Origin of the sequence: Sphingomonas sp. R86521, assembly GCF_042466235.1 — a bacterium.
GTDB lineage: Bacteria > Pseudomonadota > Alphaproteobacteria > Sphingomonadales > Sphingomonadaceae > Sphingomonas.
Window position 1 is genome coordinate 3742540 of the sequence record NZ_JAXHBY010000001.1, and the last position, 19212, is coordinate 3761751.

Sequence of the window (19212 nt, forward strand, 5' to 3'; positions counted from 1 at the left end):
TACAGCGGCGCGCGCCTGATCATTCCCCCGCGAACACACCCTTCAGCTTCGCGAAGAACCCCTGGCTCGCCGGGCACTCGTCACCCGTCTCGGTCTCGCGGAACGCTTCGAGCAATTCCTTCTGGCGCAGCGACAGTTTCGTCGGCGTCTCGACGTCGATCTGGATCACCAGGTCGCCGTGTCCGCGGCCCTGCAGCACCGGCATGCCGGCGCCGCGCTGGCGGAGCTGCTTGCCCGACTGGATCCCCGCCGGGATCTTGATCTCGTGGCTGCGTCCGTCGAGCCCGGGGATCGACATCGATCCGCCCAGCGCCGCGACCGTGAAGCTGATCGGCGCGCGCGCGAACAACGTCGTGCCCTCGCGTTCGAACAGGTGGTGCTTGGCGATGTGCAGGAAGATGTAGAGATCGCCCGCCGGTGCACCCCGCGCACCCGCTTCGCCTTCGCCCGACAGACGAATCCGCGTGCCTTCGTCGACACCGGGCGGCACGTTGACGCTGAGCGTCTTGGTCTTCTCGACACGGCCCTCGCCGCGGCAATCGGGACAGGGGTCGGCGATAACCTGGCCGGCGCCACCGCAGACCGGGCAGGCGCGCTCGACCACGAAGAAGCCCTGCTGCGCGCGGACCTTGCCGTGGCCGCCGCAATGCTGGCAGGTTTTCGCACGGGTGCCGGCACGCGCGCCCGACCCGTCGCAGGTGTCGCACTGCGCCGACACGTCGACCGTGATCTCGGTCGCCTTGCCGTGATACGCCTCGTCGAGCGTGACCTCCATGTCGTAGCGCAGGTCCGCGCCGCGTCGCGCCGCTGCACGGCCACCGCCGCGCTGCCCGCCCATGAATTCGCCGAACACGCTCTCGAAGATATCGCCGAAATCGCCGAAGCCCTGGCCGCCGCCCTGCTGGCCACCGCCGCCGTTCTGGAACGCAGCATGGCCGAAACGATCATAGGCGGCGCGCTTCTGCGGGTCCTTGAGGCATTCATACGCCTCGCTGACCGCCTTGAACTGCGCCTCGGAATCCTTGCAGCCCGAATTCTTGTCCGGGTGATACTTCATCGCGAGCTTGCGATAGGACGACTTGATCGTCCCCGCATCCGCGGTCCGCTCGCATTCGAGCAGTTCGTAATAATCGGTCTGGGTACTCATCAGCGGCCCTCTTAGCCCTCTCCCCTCCGGGGAGAGGGTTGGGTGAGGGGCAGCCACACGCGCTATCGTTCGTGGCGGCCCCTCACCCCGGCCCTCTCCCCAACGGGGAGAGGGAGTTGAGTGTTACGCCTTGTGGTCGTCGACTTCCGAGAACTCGGCGTCGACCACATCGTCGTCCTTCTTGGCCTCGGCACCAGCCTCCGGCGACGCATCGGCCTGCGCCTGCTTCTCGTAGATCGCCTGGCCGAGCTTCATCGCGACCTGTGCGAGCGCGTTGCTCTTCTCGGTCATCGCATCCGGATCGCCACCCTCGACCGCAGCCTTCGCCGCATCGATCGCGGTCTGGATCTCGGTCTTCAGAGACTCGTCGACCTTGTCGCCGTTATCGGCAAGCTGGCGCTCGGTGGTGTGGATCAGGCTCTCGGCGTTGTTCTTCGCCTCGGCGCCCGCACGACGCTTCTTGTCCTCCTCGGCGAACTGCTCGGCATCGCGGACCATCTGGTCGATGTCGCTGTCCGAAAGACCACCAGACGCCTGGATGCGGATCTGCTGCTCCTTGCCGGTGCCCTTGTCCTTGGCCGACACGTTGACCAGGCCGTTGGCGTCGATGTCGAACGTGACCTCGATCTGCGGCACGCCGCGCGGCGCCGGCGGGATGCCGACGAGATCGAAATTGCCGAGCATCTTGTTGTCGGCCGCCATCTCGCGCTCGCCCTGGAACACGCGGATCGTCACCGCGCCCTGGTTGTCGTCGGCGGTCGAATAGGTCTGCGACTTCTTGGTCGGGATCGTCGTGTTGCGATCGATCATCCGGGTGAACACCCCGCCCAGCGTCTCGATGCCGAGCGACAGCGGCGTCACGTCGAGCAGCAGCACGTCCTTGACGTCGCCCTGCAGCACGCCGGCCTGGATCGCGGCGCCCATTGCGACGACTTCATCCGGGTTGACGCCGGTGTGCGGCTCCTTGCCGAAGAACGCCTTCACGGCTTCACGCACCTTGGGCATGCGGGTCATGCCGCCGACCAGCACGACTTCGCTGATGTCGGCGGTCTTGAGCCCCGCATCGGCGAGCGCCTTCTTCATCGGCTCGATGGTGCGCTTGATCAGGTCGTCGACCAGCTTCTCGAGATCGGTACGCGTAATGTTGCGGACCAGATGCTTCGGGCCGTTCTGGTCGGCGGTGATGAAGGGCAGGTTGACCTCGGTCGACGCCGCCGAGCTGAGCTCGATCTTCGCCTTCTCGGCCGATTCCTTAAGACGCTGCAGCGCCAACTTGTCCTTGGACAGGTCGATGCCTTCGTCCTTCTTGAAGCCCTCGACCAGATATTCGACCAGCTTGTTGTCGAAATCCTCGCCACCCAGGAAGGTGTCGCCGTTGGTCGCCTTCACCTCGAACACGCCGTCGCCGATCTCGAGAATCGAGACGTCGAACGTGCCGCCGCCCAGATCGTAGACCGCGATGGTCTTGCCGTCCTGCTTCTCCAGGCCATAGGCCAGAGCAGCCGCAGTCGGCTCGTTGATGATGCGCAGCACTTCGAGGCCGGCGATCTGGCCGGCGTCCTTGGTCGCCTGGCGCTGTGCGTCGTTGAAGTACGCGGGCACGGTGATGACCGCCTGCGTGACCGTTTCGCCGAGATACGACTCGGCGGTTTCCTTCATCTTCTGCAGCGTGAACGCCGAGATCTGCGAAGGGGAATAGTCCTTGCCGCCGGCCGAGACCCACGCGTCGCCATTCGGGCCGCGCGCGATCTTGTACGGGACCAGCTCGGTGTCCTTCTTGGTGATCGGATCGTCGAAGCGGCGGCCGATGAGGCGCTTCACTGCGAAGATGGTGTTGTCGCCGTTGGTGACCGCCTGGCGCTTTGCCGGCTGGCCGACCAGCCGCTCGCCATCCTTGGCGAACGCGACGATCGACGGCGTCGTGCGCGCGCCCTCGGCATTCTCGATGACCTTGGGCTTGCCGCCCTCCATCACCGAGACGCAGCTGTTGGTGGTCCCGAGGTCGATGCCGATTACTTTAGCCATGAGTTCTAACTAGCCCCTCGCAAACGAAAAAAATCTTGGTTCCAGCCCGTTACGGCGACGGAACCAATTGACGGTGATGGGCGCGATATAGGTGGCGTCGCGCTTGTCGCAAGATTGTACCGCACGTAAGGACCGCAAGAGGCAATGCGGAGCAGATTATGCGTATCGTTCTGGCACTGGGTCTCATGGCCGCACTCGCGCCGCTTCTTGGCGGATGCGAGAAGCCGAGGGAGCTGTCCGTCGATGGCGCCTGGGTCCGCCTCGCCGCAGTCCCCGGACGCCCCGCGGCGGGCTATTTCACGGTCCATGGCGGCCCCGCACCGGCGACGCTGATCTCGGTCACCACCGACGTCGCGATCAAGTCCGAGATGCACGAGACCATGACCAAGGGCAGTATGTCCCAGATGACGCCGCTGCAGCGCGTCGAGATCCCCGCCAATACCGACATCGCGTTCAAGCCCGGTGGCCGCCACGTGATGCTGTTCAGCGTCAATCCGGGCATCAAGCGTGGCAGCGAATTCACCTTCACCTTCTCGTTCGCCGACGGCACGCGCATTCTGCGCAACGCGGACGTGATCGAAGCGGGCGACCCGGGGCCCAAGTGAACCGCGCGCTGACCGAAGGCGAGACCGCGCTCGCGGCTGCGGTCTTCGGCGACGCGATCGACTATGCGCCGGTCCGTCTCGCGCGCCGCAAATGGGCGTTCTTCCAGCCCCGCGACACTGTAATGGCGCCGCGCGGCTGTATCCATTTCCACCCCAAGGGCGATCTTTGGTGCGAAGACTTCGCGCACGCGAACCTGACGCTGCAGGGGCTGTTCATCCATGAGATGGTGCACATCTGGCAGCACCAGCGCGGAATATTCCTGCCGCTAGCCCGGCATCCCTGGTGCCGGTACGACTATGCGTTCCGGCCTGGAGTGGCGCTGCACCGCTACGGGATCGAGCAGCAGGGCGAGATCGTGCGCCACGCCTTCCTGCTGCGGCAGGGTGCGACGGTGCCAGGCGCCCCGCCACTGGCGCAATACGAAACGCTGCTCCCGTTCCGCCCTCCTTCTCCGTCATCCTGACGAAAGTCAGGACCCAGAGCCACGAACGTTACCGCCAGTTACCCTGGATCCTGACTTCCGTCAGGATGACGGCAGTGTGTCAGAGCCAGCTCCGACCATCCGCGCCGCCGCAGCCATAAGGCGGCAACTGGCCCGGGAAGCGCGCCTGCATCTTGTGGCAGCCCCATGTCCGCATCGGCCCCGGCGCATAGCCGTTGAGCGCGATCCCGACCTCGTCATACGGGCTCTCGCCACGCGCGACGTACATGTACCAACGGCCACCGAACATGACCGCGGCGGCGATGAGAACGACACAAACGACCTGGATGAGTTTTTGCATGGATACCCTTTTTGTAAAGAAGGGCGCCCGTTGCCGACAACGCGGGTCGAATTCAACCGCCGATGCGGCCAACCGAAGCCTGACCTATAGCAGGTCGAAATCGATCGGCTGGGTCCGGTCGAGCGCCTGCGGTGCTTCGGGCATCGGATATTTCAACCCGGTCGCGCAGTTGAACAGCACGACGCTGTCCTCTTCCTCGACCAGCCCGGCATTCAGCGCCTGATGATAGGCCGCCAGCGTCGCACCGCCCTCGGGACACAGCAGCAACCCGTCCTTCTTGGCGCACCCCTCCACCGCCGCCAGGATCGCCGGATCGCCGACCGCCAGCGCCTGCCCCCCCGATTCCCGCACCGCGCGTAAAATCAGGAAGTCGCCGACCGCTTTCGGCACGCGGATGCCCGCCGCGACCGTCGCCGCATCCTCCCAGCGCTCGGCATGGTCCTTGCCCTCTTCGAACGCCTTGACGATCGGCGCACAGCCACTCGCCTGCACCGCGAACATCTTCGGCCGTTCGGACCCGATCCAGCCGAGCTGCTCCAGCTCGTCGAACGCCTTCCACATTCCGATCAGCCCGGTGCCGCCACCGGTCGGATAGAAGATCGCGTCCGGCAGCTTCCAGCCGAACTGTGCGGCCAGTTCCAGCCCCATCGTCTTCTTGCCCTCGATCCGATAGGGCTCCTTCAACGTCGAGAAATCGAACCAGCGCCCTTCCGCGGCGCCCTTGCCGACGATCGCGCCGCAATCGTCGATCAGGCCGTTGACGCGCCACACGCGGGCGCCCTGCATGGCGATCTCGCGGACGTTGATCTCGGGCGTATCGTCGGGGCAGAACACGATCGTCTCGATCCCGCACCGCGTCGCATAAGCAGCCAGCGCCGCCCCCGCATTGCCGTTGGTCGGCATCGCGATCTTCGTGACACCCAGCTCCTTGGCCATCGCCACCGCCATCACCAGCCCGCGCGCCTTGAAGCTGCCGGTCGGCAGCCGCCCCTCGTCCTTGACCAGCACGTTCGGCCCGCCGGATCTGGGGATGGCGACAAGCGGCGTCTCGATCTCGCCGAGGCTGACGATGCTCGCGGTATGCCGCACCGGCAGCACTTCGCGCCACCGCCACAGATCGGTCGGCCGCGTCTCCAGCATCCGCCGCGGCAACGCACCGCGCACCGCATCGAGGTCATAGCGCACCAGCAACGGCCGCCCGGCGCGCGACAGCCCGTGCAACTGGTCCGCCTCGTACCGCTCGCCGGTGATCGAGCATTCGAGATGCGTGACGAACGTCGCGCGGTCGGCGGTGAGGTTGGGGTTCATGGGTTCGACTTACCCCGCCCCGACCGCCTCGTCACCCCGGACTTCCAGGAGACCATCAGGTCGCGAACCTCCCAGCTGGCTGTGGGCGGTCGCATCGATAACGTCAGAGAAAGATGACAATACCCGCTACCGCCACCGCCAGCACAGCCAACCAGATCCAGAACCACTTGCGTGTCTCGGGCATGACGTCGCCCATGCCTTCGATCAGCGCCTCGCTTAGCGCCGCGACCAGATCATGCACGCCGCACCGCCATTCACCCCGCCTTGGCGACCGCTACCAGCGCCGGCCGCAGCAGGCGGTCCTTGATCATGTAGCCGGTCTGCATTTCCTGGACGATCGTGCCCGGCGGCTGGTCGCTCGGCATTTCGAGCATCGCCTGGTGCTTGTTGGGATCGAGCATCTCGCCCATCGCCGCGATCTTGGTCAGGCCGTGGCGCTGGAACACGCTGTCGAGCTCGCGCCCGGTCGCCTCGAGCCCGGTCACGAGGCCCTTCATCTTGTCGTCGCCGCGTAGCTCGGCCGGGATAGCCGCCAGCCCGCGCGACAAATTGTCGGCGACCGACAGGATGTCGCGGGCGAACGCGGTCGCGGCATAGGCGCGGGCGTCCTGCGCTTCCTTCTCGGCGCGGCGGCGGACGTTCTGGACCTCGGCCTGCGCGTAGAGGACGTTCTGCTTGGCCTCGGCGAGCTGGTTCTCGAGCTCGCCGACGCGGTCGTGTTCGGCCACTTCGGGGGCGGCTTCCGCGGTTTCGTCACGCAGGTCGGCAGGCGCGTTCTGGTCGATATCGGACATTGTTTTCCCTATGCTCTTGGCCGGCTCAACCCATCAAACGGGCGAGCGTTGCAGCCGTGAAATCCACCATGGGCACGACGCGCGCATAGTTCAACCGCGTGGGGCCGATCACGCCCACCACGCCGACCACTCGCCCGTCGAGCCCGCGAAACGGCCGCGCGATCACCGAAGACCCTGAAAGCGCGAACAATTTGGTCTCCGCGCCGATGAAAATCCGGGTCGCATTGCCGGCCCGCGCACTGTCGAGCAGCGACGCCACTTCCTGCTTGCCCTCCAGGTCGTCCATCAGGTCGCGGACGCGGTCGAGATCGGCCGACGCCGCCGCATCGATCAGCCGCCCCTGCCCGCGCACGATCAGCACCGGGCGCCGGTTGGCATCCTCGCTCCACACCGCGAGGCCGCGCTCGACCAGCGTCCGCGCCGCGCCGTCGATCGCCGCCTGCCCGTCCGCCAGTTCGCGCTCGATCCGTCCCCGCGCCTCCGCCAGCGTCAGCCCGCCGAGCGTCGCGGTCATGAAATTCCCCGCCTCGACCAACGCCGACGGGCTCATCCCCGGCGGCAGATCGATCACGCGGTTCTCGACCGAGCCGTCCTCGCTCACCAGCACCGCCAGCGCCTGCGCCGCCGACAGCGGCACGAATGCGATCTGCCGCAGCGTCGATTCGCGCTTCGGCACCATCACCAGCCCGGCACATGCCGACAGCCCCGACAGCGCCAGCGTGGTCGCCGCCAGCGCCTCCTCGACCGGGCCGCCAGCACCGGCGCGCGCTTCGATCGTCTGGCGCTCCTCGATCGAGGGCTCCATCGCCTGCATCATCCCGTCGACGAACAGCCGCAGGCCCCGGTCGGTCGGCATCCGCCCCGCGCTGGTATGCGGGCTCGCGAGCAAACCCAGCCCCTCCAGCTCGCCCATCACGCCGCGGATCGATGCCGGCGACAGGCTGAGCCCGGTCAGTTGCGCGATCGTCTTCGATCCCACCGGCGTCCCGCTCGCGAGATAGCTGTCGACCACCGCGCGAAAAATGTCGCGCGCACGGTCGGTCAGTTCGGTGACGGGAGCGGCCATGCGTTTGATCTAGGGCGGATCAACCGTCGCAAAAAGAGATAATCCGAATCCCGCGTCACCTCACCCACTCCGTCATCCTGACGAAAGTCAGGACCCAGAGCCACAAAGGACAGTCTGCGGTTACCCTGGGTCCTGACTTTCGTCAGGATGACGGAGATATCCTGGGCGAAGGCTGGCGAGCGACCAAACGAAAGGCTAGGCAGCGGGCAACCACTCACTCCCGTTAGGATAAGACTATGCGCCCATCCGGCCGCGCCCCAGACCAGATGCGTGCGATCACGATCGAGCCGCGCTTCACCAAGCATGCCGAGGGCTCCGTCCTGATCGGCTTCGGCGATACCAAGGTGCTGGTCACCGCCAGCGTCGAGGAAAAGGTGCCGCCGTTCATGCGCGGCAAGGGCGAGGGTTGGGTCACCGCCGAATACGGCATGCTGCCGCGCGCGACCAACACCCGCAACAACCGCGAGGCCGCCAAGGGCAAGCAGTCGGGCCGCACCCAGGAAATCCAGCGGCTGATCGGCCGCAGCCTTCGCGCCGTCGTCGACCTCAAGCTGCTCGGCGAGCGCCAGATCGTGATCGACTGCGACGTGATCCAGGCCGACGGCGGCACGCGCACCGCGTCGATCTCGGGTGGCTGGGTCGCACTGCGGCTGGCGATCGACGGGTTGATGGCGAGCGGCAAGCTGACCGCCGACCCGCTGACGCAAAAGGTCGCGGCGATCAGCTGCGGGATCTACAAGGGCAATCCGGTGCTCGACCTCGACTATATCGAGGATTCGGGCGCTGATGCGGATGCGAACTTCGTGCTCCTCGAAAACGGCAACATCGCCGAGGCGCAGGCGACAGCCGAGGGCGCGACCTATGACGAGGAAGCGCTGCTCCGCCTGCTCCGCCTCGCCCGCATCGGTTGTGCGGACATCTTCGCCGCGCAGGAGAAGGCCGTAAAGGCATGAGCGGCGAAGGTGCCGTGCCACAGGCGATCCGCAAGCTGAAACCCGGCAAGCTGGTCATCGCCAGCCACAACCAGGGCAAGGTCCGCGAGATCGCGGCGCTGCTCGAAGGTCGCGGCCTCGACGTCGTCTCGGCTGCCGAACTCGACCTGCCCGAGCCGGCCGAGACCGGCACCACCTTCTTCGCCAACGCCGAGCTGAAGGCCCGCGCCGCCGCCGACCTGTCGGGCTATCCCGCGCTCGCCGACGACAGCGGGCTGTGCGTCGAGGCGCTGGGCGGCGATCCCGGCGTCTATACCGCCGACTGGGCCGAAACGCCGACCGGCCGCGACTGGGTGATGGCGATGCAGAAGGTGGAGGACGCGGTCCAGGCCAAGGGCCCCGATGCGAGCCGCAGCGCGCATTTCGTCAGCGTGCTCGCGCTCGCCTGGCCCGACGGCCATGTCGAATGGTTCGAAGGCCGCGCCGACGGCACTTTGGTCTGGCCCCCACGCGGGAAAGTCGGGTTCGGCTACGACCCGGTGTTCCAGCCGCTCGGCTACGACCAGACCTATGCCGAGCTGCCGCACGAGACCAAGAATGAGATCAGCCACCGCAACGCCGCGTTCAAGCTGATGGAAGCCGCAGTGTTCTAGAGCCTCGCCCGCGAACTCTACCCGTCACCCCAGCGAAGGCTGGGGTCTCCCGCTGCAGCCCACCCGGCTCAGGCGGGAGATGCCAGCCTTCGCTGGCATGACGGGGGGACCACGTTACGCGTCGCGACGCATCAGTACGTCCGCTCGCCCACCACATTCCCCGGCGGTGAGTACCGGCACACCAGGTAATCGTCGGTCAAGCTGCTCGCCACCGCACACCCGACCTGCGTCGAGTCGCGCCATACGATCTGCGTGTAATGCGCGACGTCCTCCCATTTGCCGGTTCGGCTGAACGCGGGCGTCACGCCGTTGACGAAGTCCTTCCGCTCGGCGAGCCAATGCCCGATCATTTCGGGGTACGCATAGGCATAGCGCGTGCCGGTCCACAGATTCTCGCCCTCGCGCCCCGCGCCGAGCGGCTGCACCGCATGTTCGAACCGCCCGCTTCGCGCCATCGTCTCGGCATAGGCCAGCGCGCTCGCCGCCAGCGTATCGCTCCACACCAGCGGCGCCACGCCGACTGCCGCCCGCGCGCCGTTGTGGCCCTGCATCATCGCGGCCTTCAGCAACCCGGCCCCGCGTGGCGCCGGACCCTGCGTCGTGCGCGGCTCGACCACGCGCGCCGGCCCTTGCGCACATCCCGCAAGTGACAACGCCACCGCGGCCAATACCAGTCCCAGAGCCTTCACGCTTCCCTCCGCCGGCCACCGCGACCATATGCCCGAGATAATGGTCTCCACCCAAACGCCAAGCTCCGACCCCGCCCGCTCCGATCTGGCGCTCTACGTCCACTGGCCGTTCTGCGTATCGAAATGCCCGTATTGCGACTTCAACAGCCATGTCCGGGACAGCGTCGACCAGGCCGCATGGCGCACCGCGATGCTCGCCGACCTCGCGCATGAAGCCGACGTGCTGCCCGGCCGCAAACTCCAGTCGATCTTCTTCGGCGGCGGCACGCCGTCGCTGATGCCGCCCGAGACGGTTGCCGCGGTACTCGACGCGGCGGAGAAGGCGTGGGGGTTCGCGGACGGAATCGAGATCACGCTGGAGGCGAACCCGTCCTCGGTCGAGGCGGCGCGCTTCGCCGATCTCGCGCGCGCCGGGGTCAACCGCGTCTCGCTCGGGCTGCAGTCGCTCGACGACGAGGCCCTGGCGTTCCTCGGTCGCGCGCATGACGTGAACGAGGGCCAGGCCGCGCTCGCCGTCGCGCAGAGCGTGTTCCCGCGCGTCAGCTTCGACCTGATCTATGCGCTGCCCGGCCAGCGCATCGCCGACTGGCGCGCGCAACTGGCGCGCGCGATTGGCTTCGGCACCGAGCATCTGTCGCTCTACCAGCTCACCATCGAACCCGGCACGCGCTTCGCGACCGAGGCGCTGGCCGGGCGCATCACCATCCCCGACGGCGACAGCGCCGCCGACCTGTTCGAAGCGACCCGCGCCGAAACCGCCGCCGCCGGGCTGCCGGCGTACGAAACCTCGAACCACGCCCGGCCGGGATCGGAGAGCCGGCACAACCTCGCTTACTGGCGCTATCAGGATTATGCCGGCATCGGCCCCGGCGCGCACGGCCGCCGCGGCGGGCTCGCCACGGTCCGTCGGAAAAAGCCGGAAAACTGGCTGGGCGCGGTCGAGCGCAACGGCCACGGCCTCGAGGTCGAGGACCCGCTGACCCCCGCGACACGCGCCACCGAAGCGCTGCTGATGGGCCTGCGCCTGACCGAAGGCGTCGACCTCGACCGCATCACGCGATTGAACAAAGGCGTGGTGCCCGTCGACCTAGCCGCAATCGCGCGGCTGGAAGCGCTCGGCCTGATCGCCCACACCCCCGGCCGCCTCCGCGTCACCGAAGCCGGCGCGCTATTACTGGACGCGATCCTGCCGGAGATCGTGACCGCCTAACGGGCGCCGTTCTCCTGCGAAAGCAGGAGCCCAGGGTAACGAACGTCATCGCCCGTGATCCTGGGCTCCTGCTTTCGCAGGAGAACCGACCACGGTGCGACCGGTAAGCGCTACCCCCGCCCGTCACCCCAGCAAAGGCTGGAGTCTCTTGCGGTTCAAACGGCGCCCCTGCCGCACGAGATCCCAGCCTTCGCTGGGATGACGAAAGAGAGGATTACCCCCCAAACCCGCTCGGCGCCGGCGACACCACCGTCGTCGTCCCCCCACGAATCTCCTTCACCTCCAGCGCGCGCTCGGCGATGCTGTCGCGCCCGAACCGGAACGCGCCGTCGATCCCCGAGAACCCGTCGCCATCGCGCAGCCGACCGACCGGGAACGCCGTCCCCGGCCGCCAGTCGCGCGCGATCCGCACCGTCAGCAGCACCGAATCATAGCCGATGCTCGACAGCCGGTACGGCCCGGCGCCGAACCGCGCGCGGTATTTGGCGGCATATTGTCGGTACAGCGTGTCCGACACCGCGGCATACCACGCCCCCGCCAGCGACGGCTTGCCGGCAAGCCCGCTCTCCGAATTCCACAGCTCGGTGCCCAGCACCCGCGTCGACGCACCCGCGCCGCGCTTGACCAGCCCCGCCGCCTGCGCCGCGGTGGCGCCGCTGTCGGCGATCAGCACCGCATCGTAGGGCGCCTTAGCCGCCAGCCGCGTCGCCGCGCCGGTAACGCCACCAGCGGTGCGCGCATAGGTCTGCAGCGACACCACCTGCCCGCCCGCGCCCTCGACCGCGCGCAGGAACGCCGTCGACGCGCGCTCGCCGTACAGCCCGTTCGGGACCAGCCCGGCGAAGTTGGTGACGCCGCGGCTCTTGGCGAAATCGACCACGCGCGAGATCGACTGGGTCGGCGCATAGCCCATCAGGAACGTGCCGTTGCCCGCCACCCCGGTATCGTTGGAGAAGCTGATCACCGGCACCTTCGCCGCCTGCGCGATCGGCGCGACCGCACGGACGTCGTCGGCCAGCAACGGACCCAGGATCAGCTGTGCACCGTCCGCGATCGCGCGCTGCGCCGCCGCCGCCGCCCCGGTCGCGGTATCGTAGTTGGTGATCCGGACGCGCTGGTTCTGGGTATCCATCAGCGCCAGCATCGTCGCATTGGCGATCGAGGTGCCGACGCCGGCATTGCCACCCGACAGCGGCACCAGCAGCGCGACGCGGTTACGCTCGGCATCGCGCGGGATTCCGGCCTCGACGCCGATCGGCCGGTCCGCCGCGGGGCGCGTCGTCGGGCGCTGCTGCGACGACGACACCGGGCCCTTGGGCACGATCGTCTGGCACGCCGCCAGCAGGCCGCCCGCTGCGATCACCATCCAGCGCCCGATCCCCAACGTGGCGACCCCGAACGTGACGGCCCGCCCGCGTTGCGATATCGATGCCTCTGCCATGACCATCCCCCAAAATCCTCTCGAACCCGGCCTTTACATCGTCGCGACGCCGATCGGCAATCTCGGTGATCTGACCGCGCGCGCCGCCGACATCCTGTCGCGCGCCGACGTCATCGCGGTCGAGGACAGCCGCGTCACCGCAAAGCTCCTGCACCATATCGGCATCAAGCGCCCGATGACGCCGTACCACGACCACAGCGCGGAAGGCGTCCGCCCCGGCCTGATCGCACGGATGGCGACCGAGGCGGTGGCGCTGGTCTCCGACGCCGGCACGCCGTTGATTTCCGATCCCGGCTTCAAGCTGGTCCGCGACGCCCGCGCCGCTGGGCATCTGGTGGTGACGATCCCGGGCCCGTGCGCCGCGGTAGCAGCCCTCACGCTCGCAGGCCTGCCCACCGATCGCTTCCTGTTCGTCGGCTTCCTCCCCTCCAAGGCCCACGCCCGCGCCGAAGCGATCGCCGAGATCGCCCCCATCCGCGCGACGCTGGTCCTCTACGAATCCGGCCCCCGCCTCTCCGCCTGCCTCTTGGCCCTCGCCGAAGGCCTGGGCGACCGCGAAGCCGCCGTGACGCGCGAGATCACCAAGAAGTTCGAGGAAGCGGTGACGGGCACCCTTACCCAGCTAGCCGCCCGCTACGCCGACATCCCGCCACGCGGCGAAATCGTCATCGTCATCGCCCCCCCCGGCGAAGCCCCCCCCGCCAGCCAGGAAGACGGCGACACCGCGCTCGCCGAAGCCCTGACGCGGCTCTCGACAGGTCAGGCCGCCAGCGAAGTCGCCAAGAAACTCGGCCTAGACCGCAAGACGCTCTACGCGCGGGCGCTTGAGATGAAGGGATGAGCTGGTGCCGCTGCGCACCGCCAGAGCTCAACCGGCCACGTCAGCGAACGGCCGAAAGTGGTGATTAGCGGTCAGCGGCGACAATATCAGACCGCAGCTGGCTGCGTCTGCTCGCTCGGCGTCGCCGTTGCGGCAGGGTCCATCCACATCGGCTCGAAGACGTGGCCGTCTAGATCCTCGAAAGCGCGGCCGTACATGAAGCCCATGTCCTGCACCGGGCGTGGTTCAGTGCCGCCGGCGGCCAACGCCGCCTCGACGATCGCATCGACATCGGCTCGGCTATCACGTGACAGGCAGAGCAGCACCTCGCTGGTGGTTTGCGCGTCGGCGATCCGCTTGGACGTGAAGGTCGCATAGAAGTCGTGCGCGAGCAGCATGAAGCTGATCTCGTCGGACCAACGCATTGCCGACGCCTGTTCGTTCGAGAACTGCTCGTTCCGGGTCATGCCGATCGCCTCGTAGAACGCCGTCGCTTTGGCGACGTTAGCAACGGGCAGGTTCACGAAGATCGTCTTGGCCACCGAGGCTCTCCCTTTGAACCAACTCCGAGTCGGATGGTTTGGATAACGAATGAGCGTCCGTTGTAGAATGCCGCAAGGGCGGTGTGAATGTTCGCTTTTGGGCGATAGCGGACGTACGCCGTTCCGAACACCTCGCTTGTCGATCACCGTCCGCCCCGTCACACTCCCAGCATGCAGCGCCCCCGCCCCGCCCGAAGTACGGACGCGCGCCAAAGGGCGGAGGCGGCGGGGCGGCGTGGGGAGCGACTCGCTGGCTGGTGGCTACGCCTCAAAGGCTGGCGGATCCTCGACCGGCGCGTGCGCACGCCCGCAGGCGAGGTCGATATCGTCGCGCGCAAAGGCAATCTGGTCGCGTTCGTCGAAGTGAAGACCCGCGCGACCGCCGCCGAACTCAACTTCGCGATCGACGAGCGCCGGCTCGCGCGCGTTGCCGCTGCCGCGGAATATCTGATGCCGACCTATGCCGGGCCCGGCGACGACATCCGCGTCGACGTCATCCTGCTCGCGCCCGGCACGCGGCCGCGACATATCGAGAATGCGTGGCAGCCGTGAGGACTGGGTGACAGCGACACCGACCAACCCTACATCCCCCTCGTAAATCTCCGTCACCGCAGCGAAGGCGGGGGTGACGACGCAGGAACAGGAACGCCCATGCCCCTCAACGTCGCCGTCCAGATGGACCCGATCGCCGACATCAACATCGTCGGCGATTCGACCTTCGCGCTGATGCTGTCCGCGCAGGCCCGCGGCCATGCGCTGTTCCATTACGGCGCCGAGGACCTCAACTACCGCGACGGCCGGGTCTGGGCGAAGGCGCATCCGGTCACCGTGCAGCGCGTCGACGGCGATCACTACAGCTTCGGCGAACCGGTCCAGCTCGACCTCGGCGACGACGCCGATGTCGTGCTGATGCGCCAGGATCCGCCGTTCGACCTCGGCTACATCACCGCCACCCACCTGCTCGAGCGGATCGCCGGCAAGACGCTGGTCGTCAACGATCCCGCACAGGTCCGGAACGCGCCCGAAAAGGTGTTCGTGCTCGATTATCCGCAGTTCATGCCGCCGACGCTGGTCACCCGCAGCCTCGACGAGGCGCGTGCGTTCCTCGCCGAGCACGGCGCGATCGTGGTCAAGCCGCTGCACGGCAATGGCGGCAAGGCGATCTTCAAGGTCGAATCCGACGGCGCCAACCTGTCCGCGCTGATCGAGGTCTTCAACATGACCTGGCGCGAGCCGCACATGGTCCAGGCGTTCCTTCCCGACGTCGCCAAGGGCGACAAGCGCATCGTCCTGATCGACGGCGAGATCGCCGGCGCGATCAACCGGCTGCCCGGCGAAGGCGAGATCCGATCGAACCTCGCGGTCGGTGGCTCGGCCGAGAAGACCGTGCTGACCGCGACCGAGATCGAGATCTGCCGGGTGCTCGGGCCGGAGCTCAAGCGTCGCGGGCTGTTGTTCGTCGGCATCGACGTGATCGGCGGCAAGTGGCTGACCGAGATCAACGTGACTTCGCCGACCGGAATCGTCGCGATCGAGAAGTTCGATGGGACGGATGTCGCGGGAATGATCTGGGACGCGATCGAGGCGAAGGTGCGTGGCTAACTTCCCCCCTCCCGCTCGCGGGAGGGGCAGGGGGTGGGCTTGCGCCATCCACACCAGCTACCGCCGAGACCGCGAGCCCACCCCCTGCCCCCTCCCGCAAGCGGGAGGGGAAAAGACGACATGACCGAGTTCATCCTCAACCTGATCGCCTGGGGCGGCTACATCGGCATCTTCCTGCTGATGGCGCTCGAGAACATCGTCCCGCCGGTGCCCTCGGAAGTCATCATGGGCCTTGGCGGCATGGCGGTCGCGCGCGGCGACATGGCGCTGCTACCGCTGGTCGCCTGGGGCACCGCGGGTTCGGTCGCGGGCAACTACTTCTGGTATTATCTCGGCCGGCACATCGGCTACGAACGCTTCCGCCCGTTCATCGCGCGCCACGGTCGCTGGCTGACGCTGGAGTGGCGCGACGTCGAGCGGCTCCACGCGTTCTTCGTGCGGCACGGCATCTGGGTGGTGTTCGTGTTCCGCTTCATGCCGACCTTCCGCACCGTGATCTCGCTGCCCGCGGGAATGACTCGAATGCCGGTCTGGAAATTCCTGCTGTGGACCGCGGCCGGCACCGCGATCTGGAACACCATCCTCGCCTATGCCGGCATCGCTATGGGCGCGCATTTCGGCGACCTCGATCGCTATGTCGGCCCGGTCGCGGTCGCGATCATGGTGGTGATCGTCGTTGGCTATGGCTGGCGCGTGCTCACCTGGAAACCGAAGGGCTAGATCCGCCCCTGGACGAAACGTCCCAGGGTGCAAAAGCACGTCTTCTCGACGTTCGCGGATTGCGATAGTCGAAGGCATGGGAACGACGATCACCTGCGACGTTGCGATCGTCGGCGGCGGCCTTGCGGGCGGACTGGTCGCGCTGGCGCTGAAGGGCAAGCACCCGGACCTCGACGTGCGGATCGTCGATGCGGGCGAGGTCGTCGGCGGCAACCATATCTGGTCGTTCTTCGGCAGCGACGTCGCCGCCGCCGACCGCTGGATCGTCGCGCCGCTCGTCGCGCATGCGTGGACCGGATACGACATCGCCTTCCCGCTTCACGCGCGGACGATCGACGAGACCTATTATTCGATCCGCAGCGAGAAACTCGACGCCGCGGTGCGACGGGCGTTGCCCGACCACGCGCTGATGCTCGGGCGCAAGGTGCTCGGGGTAAGCGCGACCGCGGTGGTGCTGGCGGACGGTGGCCGGATCGAGGCCAAAGGCGTGATCGACGCGCGCGGCCCGGGCGACCTGTCGACGCTGTCGCTCGGCTGGCAGAAGTTCGTCGGGCGCGAACTGGCCCTCTCTGCCCCCCATCAGGCACTACTGCCGCGGGTGATGGATGCGACCGTCGAACAGATCGACGGCTATCGCTTCGTCTATTGCCTGCCGTTCGCCGACGACCTGATGTTCGTCGAGGACACCTACTATAGCGATACGCCCGATCTCGACGTCGCGACGCTGACCGCCCGGATCGATGCCTATGCCGCCGCGCGCGGCTGGAGCGTCGAGCGCGAAGGCCGGATCGAAGCGGGCGTGCTGCCGGTCGTCTGGGGCGGCGATTTCGATGCCTATTGGCGGTCGAGCGGCGCGCGGATCGCCAAGGTCGGGATGCGCGCGGGGCTGTTCCATCCGACCACCGGCTATTCGCTGCCCGATGCGGTGCGAACCGCCGCGCTACTGGCCGATCGGCGCGATTTTTCGGGCGCCGCGCTATACGAAGCGACGCACGACCTGGCACGGAAAACATGGGCGGCACGCGGCTTCTACCGGATGCTCGACACGATGTTGTTCCGCGCGGCAGAACCGGCGGAACGCTACCGGGTGCTCGAACGCTTCTACACGCTATCGCCCCGTCTGATCGGTCGCTTCTATGCCGGAGAGTCGACCCTGATGGACAAGGCGCGAATCCTTACCGGCAAGCCCCCCGTCCCCATCTCGCGCGCGCTCCGCGCCATCGCAGGCAGTATGCAATCATGAAGACAGCCATCGTCATCGGTGCAGGGTTCGGCGGGCTGGCGCTCGCGATTCGGCTGCAATCCGCCGGGGTCCAGACCACCATCGTCGAGAGCCGCGACAAGCCCGGCGGGCGGGGATATTATTGGGAGCGCGACACCGAGGAAGGCAAGTTCACCTTCGACGCCGGCCCCACCGTGATCACCGATCCTGACTGCCTGCGCGAACTCTGGGCGCTGAGCGGGCGCGACATGGCCGAGGACGTAACGCTCGATCCGGTGCTGCCGTTCTACCGGCTCAACTGGCCCGATGGGACCAATTTCGATTACACCAACGACGACACGCTGATGCGCTCGGAGATCGAGAAGCTGCATCCGGGCGACTGGGAAGGGTATCTGAAGTTCCTCGATTACTCCGCCGGCGTATTCCGCGAGGGGTATGAGAAGCTCGGCCATGTCGCGTTCCTCGACTTCGGGTCGATGATCAAGGCGGCGCCGAGCCTCGCCAAATACCAGGCATGGCGGTCGGTCTATTCGATCGTGTCGAGCTATGTGAAGTCGGAGAAGCTGCGCGAGGCGCTGTCGTTCCATACGCTGCTGGTCGGCGGCAACCCGATGACGACCAGCGCGATCTATGCGCTGATCCACAAGCTGGAGCGCGACGGCGGGGTGTGGTTCGCGCGCGGCGGCACCAACCGGCTGGTGGCGGCGCTGGTCACCCAGTTCGAACGGCTGGGCGGCGTGCTGCGGCTCGACGATCCGGTGACCTCGATCGAGACGCTGGGCGACCGCGCCACCGGCGTCACCTGCGCGAGCGGCTGGTCGGGAACCGCCGATGCGATCGCCGCGAACAGCGACATCATGCACACCTATCGCGACCTGCTCGCCACCTCGCGCAGCTCGCAGCGCAAGAAGGCGTCGCTGGAGCGCAAGAAGTACAGCCCGTCGCTGTTCGTCGTGCATTTCGGGATCAAGGGCACCTGGCCCGGCATCCCGCACCACATGATCCTGTTCGGCCCGCGCTATAAGGGGCTGCTCGAGGACATCTACGACCACGGTGTGCTGGCGGAGGATTTCTCGCTGTACCTGCACCACCCGACCGTGACCGACCCGAGCCTGGCGCCCGAGGGGCATTCGACCTTCTATGCGCTGGCGCCGGTGCCACACATGGGGAAATTCCCGGTCGACTGGGACGAGATCGCCCCGATCCTCGAAAAGCGCATCCTCGACGAGATTGGGCGCCGGCTGATCCCCGACATCCACGAGCGGATCGTGACCAAGTTCAGCTACGCGCCGAGCGACTTCGCGCAGGACCTGAACGCGCATCTGGGGTCGGCGTTTTCGCTAGAACCGGTCCTGACCCAGAGTGCCTATTTCCGCGTCCACAACCGCGACGAGGCGATCCCGAACCTCTATTTCGTCGGCGCCGGCACCCACCCCGGCGCAGGTATCCCCGGCGTCGTCGGCAGCGCGAAGGCGACCGCTCGGCTTATGCTCGAGGAAGAACGATAGGGTTTTCACGCGGAGGCGCGGAGACGCGGAGGTGTTGCGTTCGTCGCGAAGCGACCGTCACACCAACCAACGTTGGGACGAGTACAGCCCGTTCCGGGCGGAACATCCTCCGCGTCTCCGCGTCTCCGCGTGAACCCAGTTCTTC

21 protein-coding genes are annotated in these 19212 nt (G+C 67.2%); 11 read left to right on the forward strand and 10 right to left on the reverse strand.

Annotated features, from left to right (window positions below):
• Positions 1-19 precede the first annotated feature (19 nt).
• Positions 20-1147, reverse strand: a complete 1128-nt coding sequence (gene dnaJ, locus SJY20_RS17320) for a molecular chaperone DnaJ (RefSeq protein WP_380788351.1) — start codon at positions 1145-1147, stop codon at positions 20-22.
• A gap of 123 nt (positions 1148-1270) precedes the next feature.
• On the reverse strand, positions 1271-3172 hold the full coding sequence (gene dnaK / locus SJY20_RS17325) for a molecular chaperone DnaK (protein WP_380788353.1): 1902 nt from the start codon (positions 3170-3172) through the stop codon (positions 1271-1273).
• A 158-nt stretch (positions 3173-3330) separates the two neighbouring features.
• Here dnaK and SJY20_RS17330 point away from each other — a divergent pair, with 158 nt between their 5' ends.
• Positions 3331-3777 carry a copper chaperone PCu(A)C gene (locus tag SJY20_RS17330; protein ID WP_380788354.1) on the forward strand — a complete coding sequence of 149 codons (447 nt, stop codon included), beginning with the start codon at positions 3331-3333 and terminating at the stop codon, positions 3775-3777.
• Positions 3774-4241 carry a vgr related protein gene (locus SJY20_RS17335; protein WP_380788355.1) on the forward strand — a complete coding sequence of 156 codons (468 nt, stop codon included), beginning with the start codon at positions 3774-3776 and terminating at the stop codon, positions 4239-4241. Before SJY20_RS17330 ends, SJY20_RS17335 begins: the two co-directional genes overlap by 4 nt.
• Positions 4242-4320: 79 nt before the next feature.
• Here the strand turns inward: SJY20_RS17335 and SJY20_RS17340 are convergent, their stop codons facing one another.
• The 5 genes from SJY20_RS17340 to hrcA all read right to left on the reverse strand — a co-directional run bounded on the left by SJY20_RS17340 (position 4321) and on the right by hrcA (position 7728).
• Positions 4321-4560, reverse strand: coding sequence for a hypothetical protein (locus SJY20_RS17340; RefSeq protein ID WP_380788357.1), 240 nt, complete (start codon positions 4558-4560; stop codon positions 4321-4323).
• An 84-nt stretch (positions 4561-4644) separates the two neighbouring features.
• Positions 4645-5868, reverse strand: a complete 1224-nt coding sequence (locus SJY20_RS17345) for a threonine synthase (protein ID WP_380788359.1) — start codon at positions 5866-5868, stop codon at positions 4645-4647.
• 103 nt (positions 5869-5971) lie between these two features.
• Positions 5972-6109: a hypothetical protein gene (locus SJY20_RS17350; protein ID WP_380788361.1), complete on the reverse strand. Its 138-nt coding sequence runs from the start codon at positions 6107-6109 to the stop codon at positions 5972-5974.
• Positions 6110-6122: 13 nt separating this feature from the next.
• On the reverse strand, positions 6123-6662 hold the full coding sequence (gene grpE / locus SJY20_RS17355; protein WP_380788363.1) for a nucleotide exchange factor GrpE: 540 nt from the start codon (positions 6660-6662) through the stop codon (positions 6123-6125).
• 25 nt (positions 6663-6687) lie between these two features.
• Positions 6688-7728: a heat-inducible transcriptional repressor HrcA gene (gene hrcA, locus SJY20_RS17360; protein WP_380788365.1), complete on the reverse strand. Its 1041-nt coding sequence runs from the start codon at positions 7726-7728 to the stop codon at positions 6688-6690.
• Between the two features lie 236 nt (positions 7729-7964).
• Between hrcA and rph the strand changes: the two genes are divergently transcribed.
• Positions 7965-8681 carry a ribonuclease PH gene (rph, locus tag SJY20_RS17365; protein ID WP_380788367.1) on the forward strand — a complete coding sequence of 239 codons (717 nt, stop codon included), beginning with the start codon at positions 7965-7967 and terminating at the stop codon, positions 8679-8681.
• Complete coding sequence (gene rdgB / locus SJY20_RS17370; protein WP_380788369.1) at positions 8678-9313, forward strand: RdgB/HAM1 family non-canonical purine NTP pyrophosphatase; 636 nt, start codon at positions 8678-8680, stop codon at positions 9311-9313. The genes rph and rdgB overlap by 4 nt, the downstream gene beginning before the upstream one ends.
• 131 nt (positions 9314-9444) lie before the next feature.
• Here the strand turns inward: rdgB and SJY20_RS17375 are convergent, their stop codons facing one another.
• Positions 9445-10002 carry a CAP domain-containing protein gene (locus SJY20_RS17375; protein WP_380788371.1) on the reverse strand — a complete coding sequence of 186 codons (558 nt, stop codon included), beginning with the start codon at positions 10000-10002 and terminating at the stop codon, positions 9445-9447.
• A gap of 40 nt (positions 10003-10042) precedes the next feature.
• On the opposite strand from SJY20_RS17375, the gene hemW reads away from it, so the two are divergent.
• Entirely contained in the window at positions 10043-11212 is a 1170-nt protein-coding gene (hemW, locus tag SJY20_RS17380; RefSeq protein ID WP_380788373.1) for a radical SAM family heme chaperone HemW, read from the forward strand.
• 214 nt (positions 11213-11426) lie between these two features.
• Here hemW and SJY20_RS17385 read toward each other — a convergent pair whose 3' ends face one another.
• On the reverse strand, positions 11427-12578 hold the full coding sequence (locus tag SJY20_RS17385) for a penicillin-binding protein activator (protein WP_380788769.1): 1152 nt from the start codon (positions 12576-12578) through the stop codon (positions 11427-11429).
• A 73-nt stretch (positions 12579-12651) separates the two neighbouring features.
• Here SJY20_RS17385 and rsmI point away from each other — a divergent pair, with 73 nt between their 5' ends.
• Positions 12652-13494, forward strand: coding sequence for a 16S rRNA (cytidine(1402)-2'-O)-methyltransferase (gene rsmI, locus SJY20_RS17390; protein ID WP_380788374.1), 843 nt, complete (start codon positions 12652-12654; stop codon positions 13492-13494).
• A gap of 86 nt (positions 13495-13580) precedes the next feature.
• Here the strand turns inward: rsmI and SJY20_RS17395 are convergent, their stop codons facing one another.
• Positions 13581-14015 carry a VOC family protein gene (locus SJY20_RS17395; RefSeq protein ID WP_380788376.1) on the reverse strand — a complete coding sequence of 145 codons (435 nt, stop codon included), beginning with the start codon at positions 14013-14015 and terminating at the stop codon, positions 13581-13583.
• Between the two features lie 171 nt (positions 14016-14186).
• Between SJY20_RS17395 and SJY20_RS17400 the strand changes: the two genes are divergently transcribed.
• The 5 genes from SJY20_RS17400 (at position 14187) to SJY20_RS17420 (ending at position 19067) form a co-directional block, all read left to right on the forward strand.
• On the forward strand, positions 14187-14567 hold the full coding sequence (locus SJY20_RS17400) for a YraN family protein (protein WP_380788378.1): 381 nt from the start codon (positions 14187-14189) through the stop codon (positions 14565-14567).
• Between the two features lie 99 nt (positions 14568-14666).
• Entirely contained in the window at positions 14667-15617 is a 951-nt protein-coding gene (gshB, locus tag SJY20_RS17405) for a glutathione synthase (RefSeq protein ID WP_380788380.1), read from the forward strand.
• A gap of 120 nt (positions 15618-15737) precedes the next feature.
• Positions 15738-16337, forward strand: a complete 600-nt coding sequence (locus tag SJY20_RS17410) for a DedA family protein (protein ID WP_380788382.1) — start codon at positions 15738-15740, stop codon at positions 16335-16337.
• A gap of 76 nt (positions 16338-16413) precedes the next feature.
• Positions 16414-17580: a lycopene beta-cyclase CrtY gene (crtY, locus tag SJY20_RS17415; protein WP_380788384.1), complete on the forward strand. Its 1167-nt coding sequence runs from the start codon at positions 16414-16416 to the stop codon at positions 17578-17580.
• The gene (locus tag SJY20_RS17420) at positions 17577-19067 is read left to right on the forward strand and encodes a phytoene desaturase (protein ID WP_380788386.1); all 1491 of its coding nucleotides are present in this window, start codon (positions 17577-17579) and stop codon (positions 19065-19067) included. The genes crtY and SJY20_RS17420 overlap by 4 nt, the downstream gene beginning before the upstream one ends.
• Positions 19068-19212 lie beyond the last annotated feature (145 nt).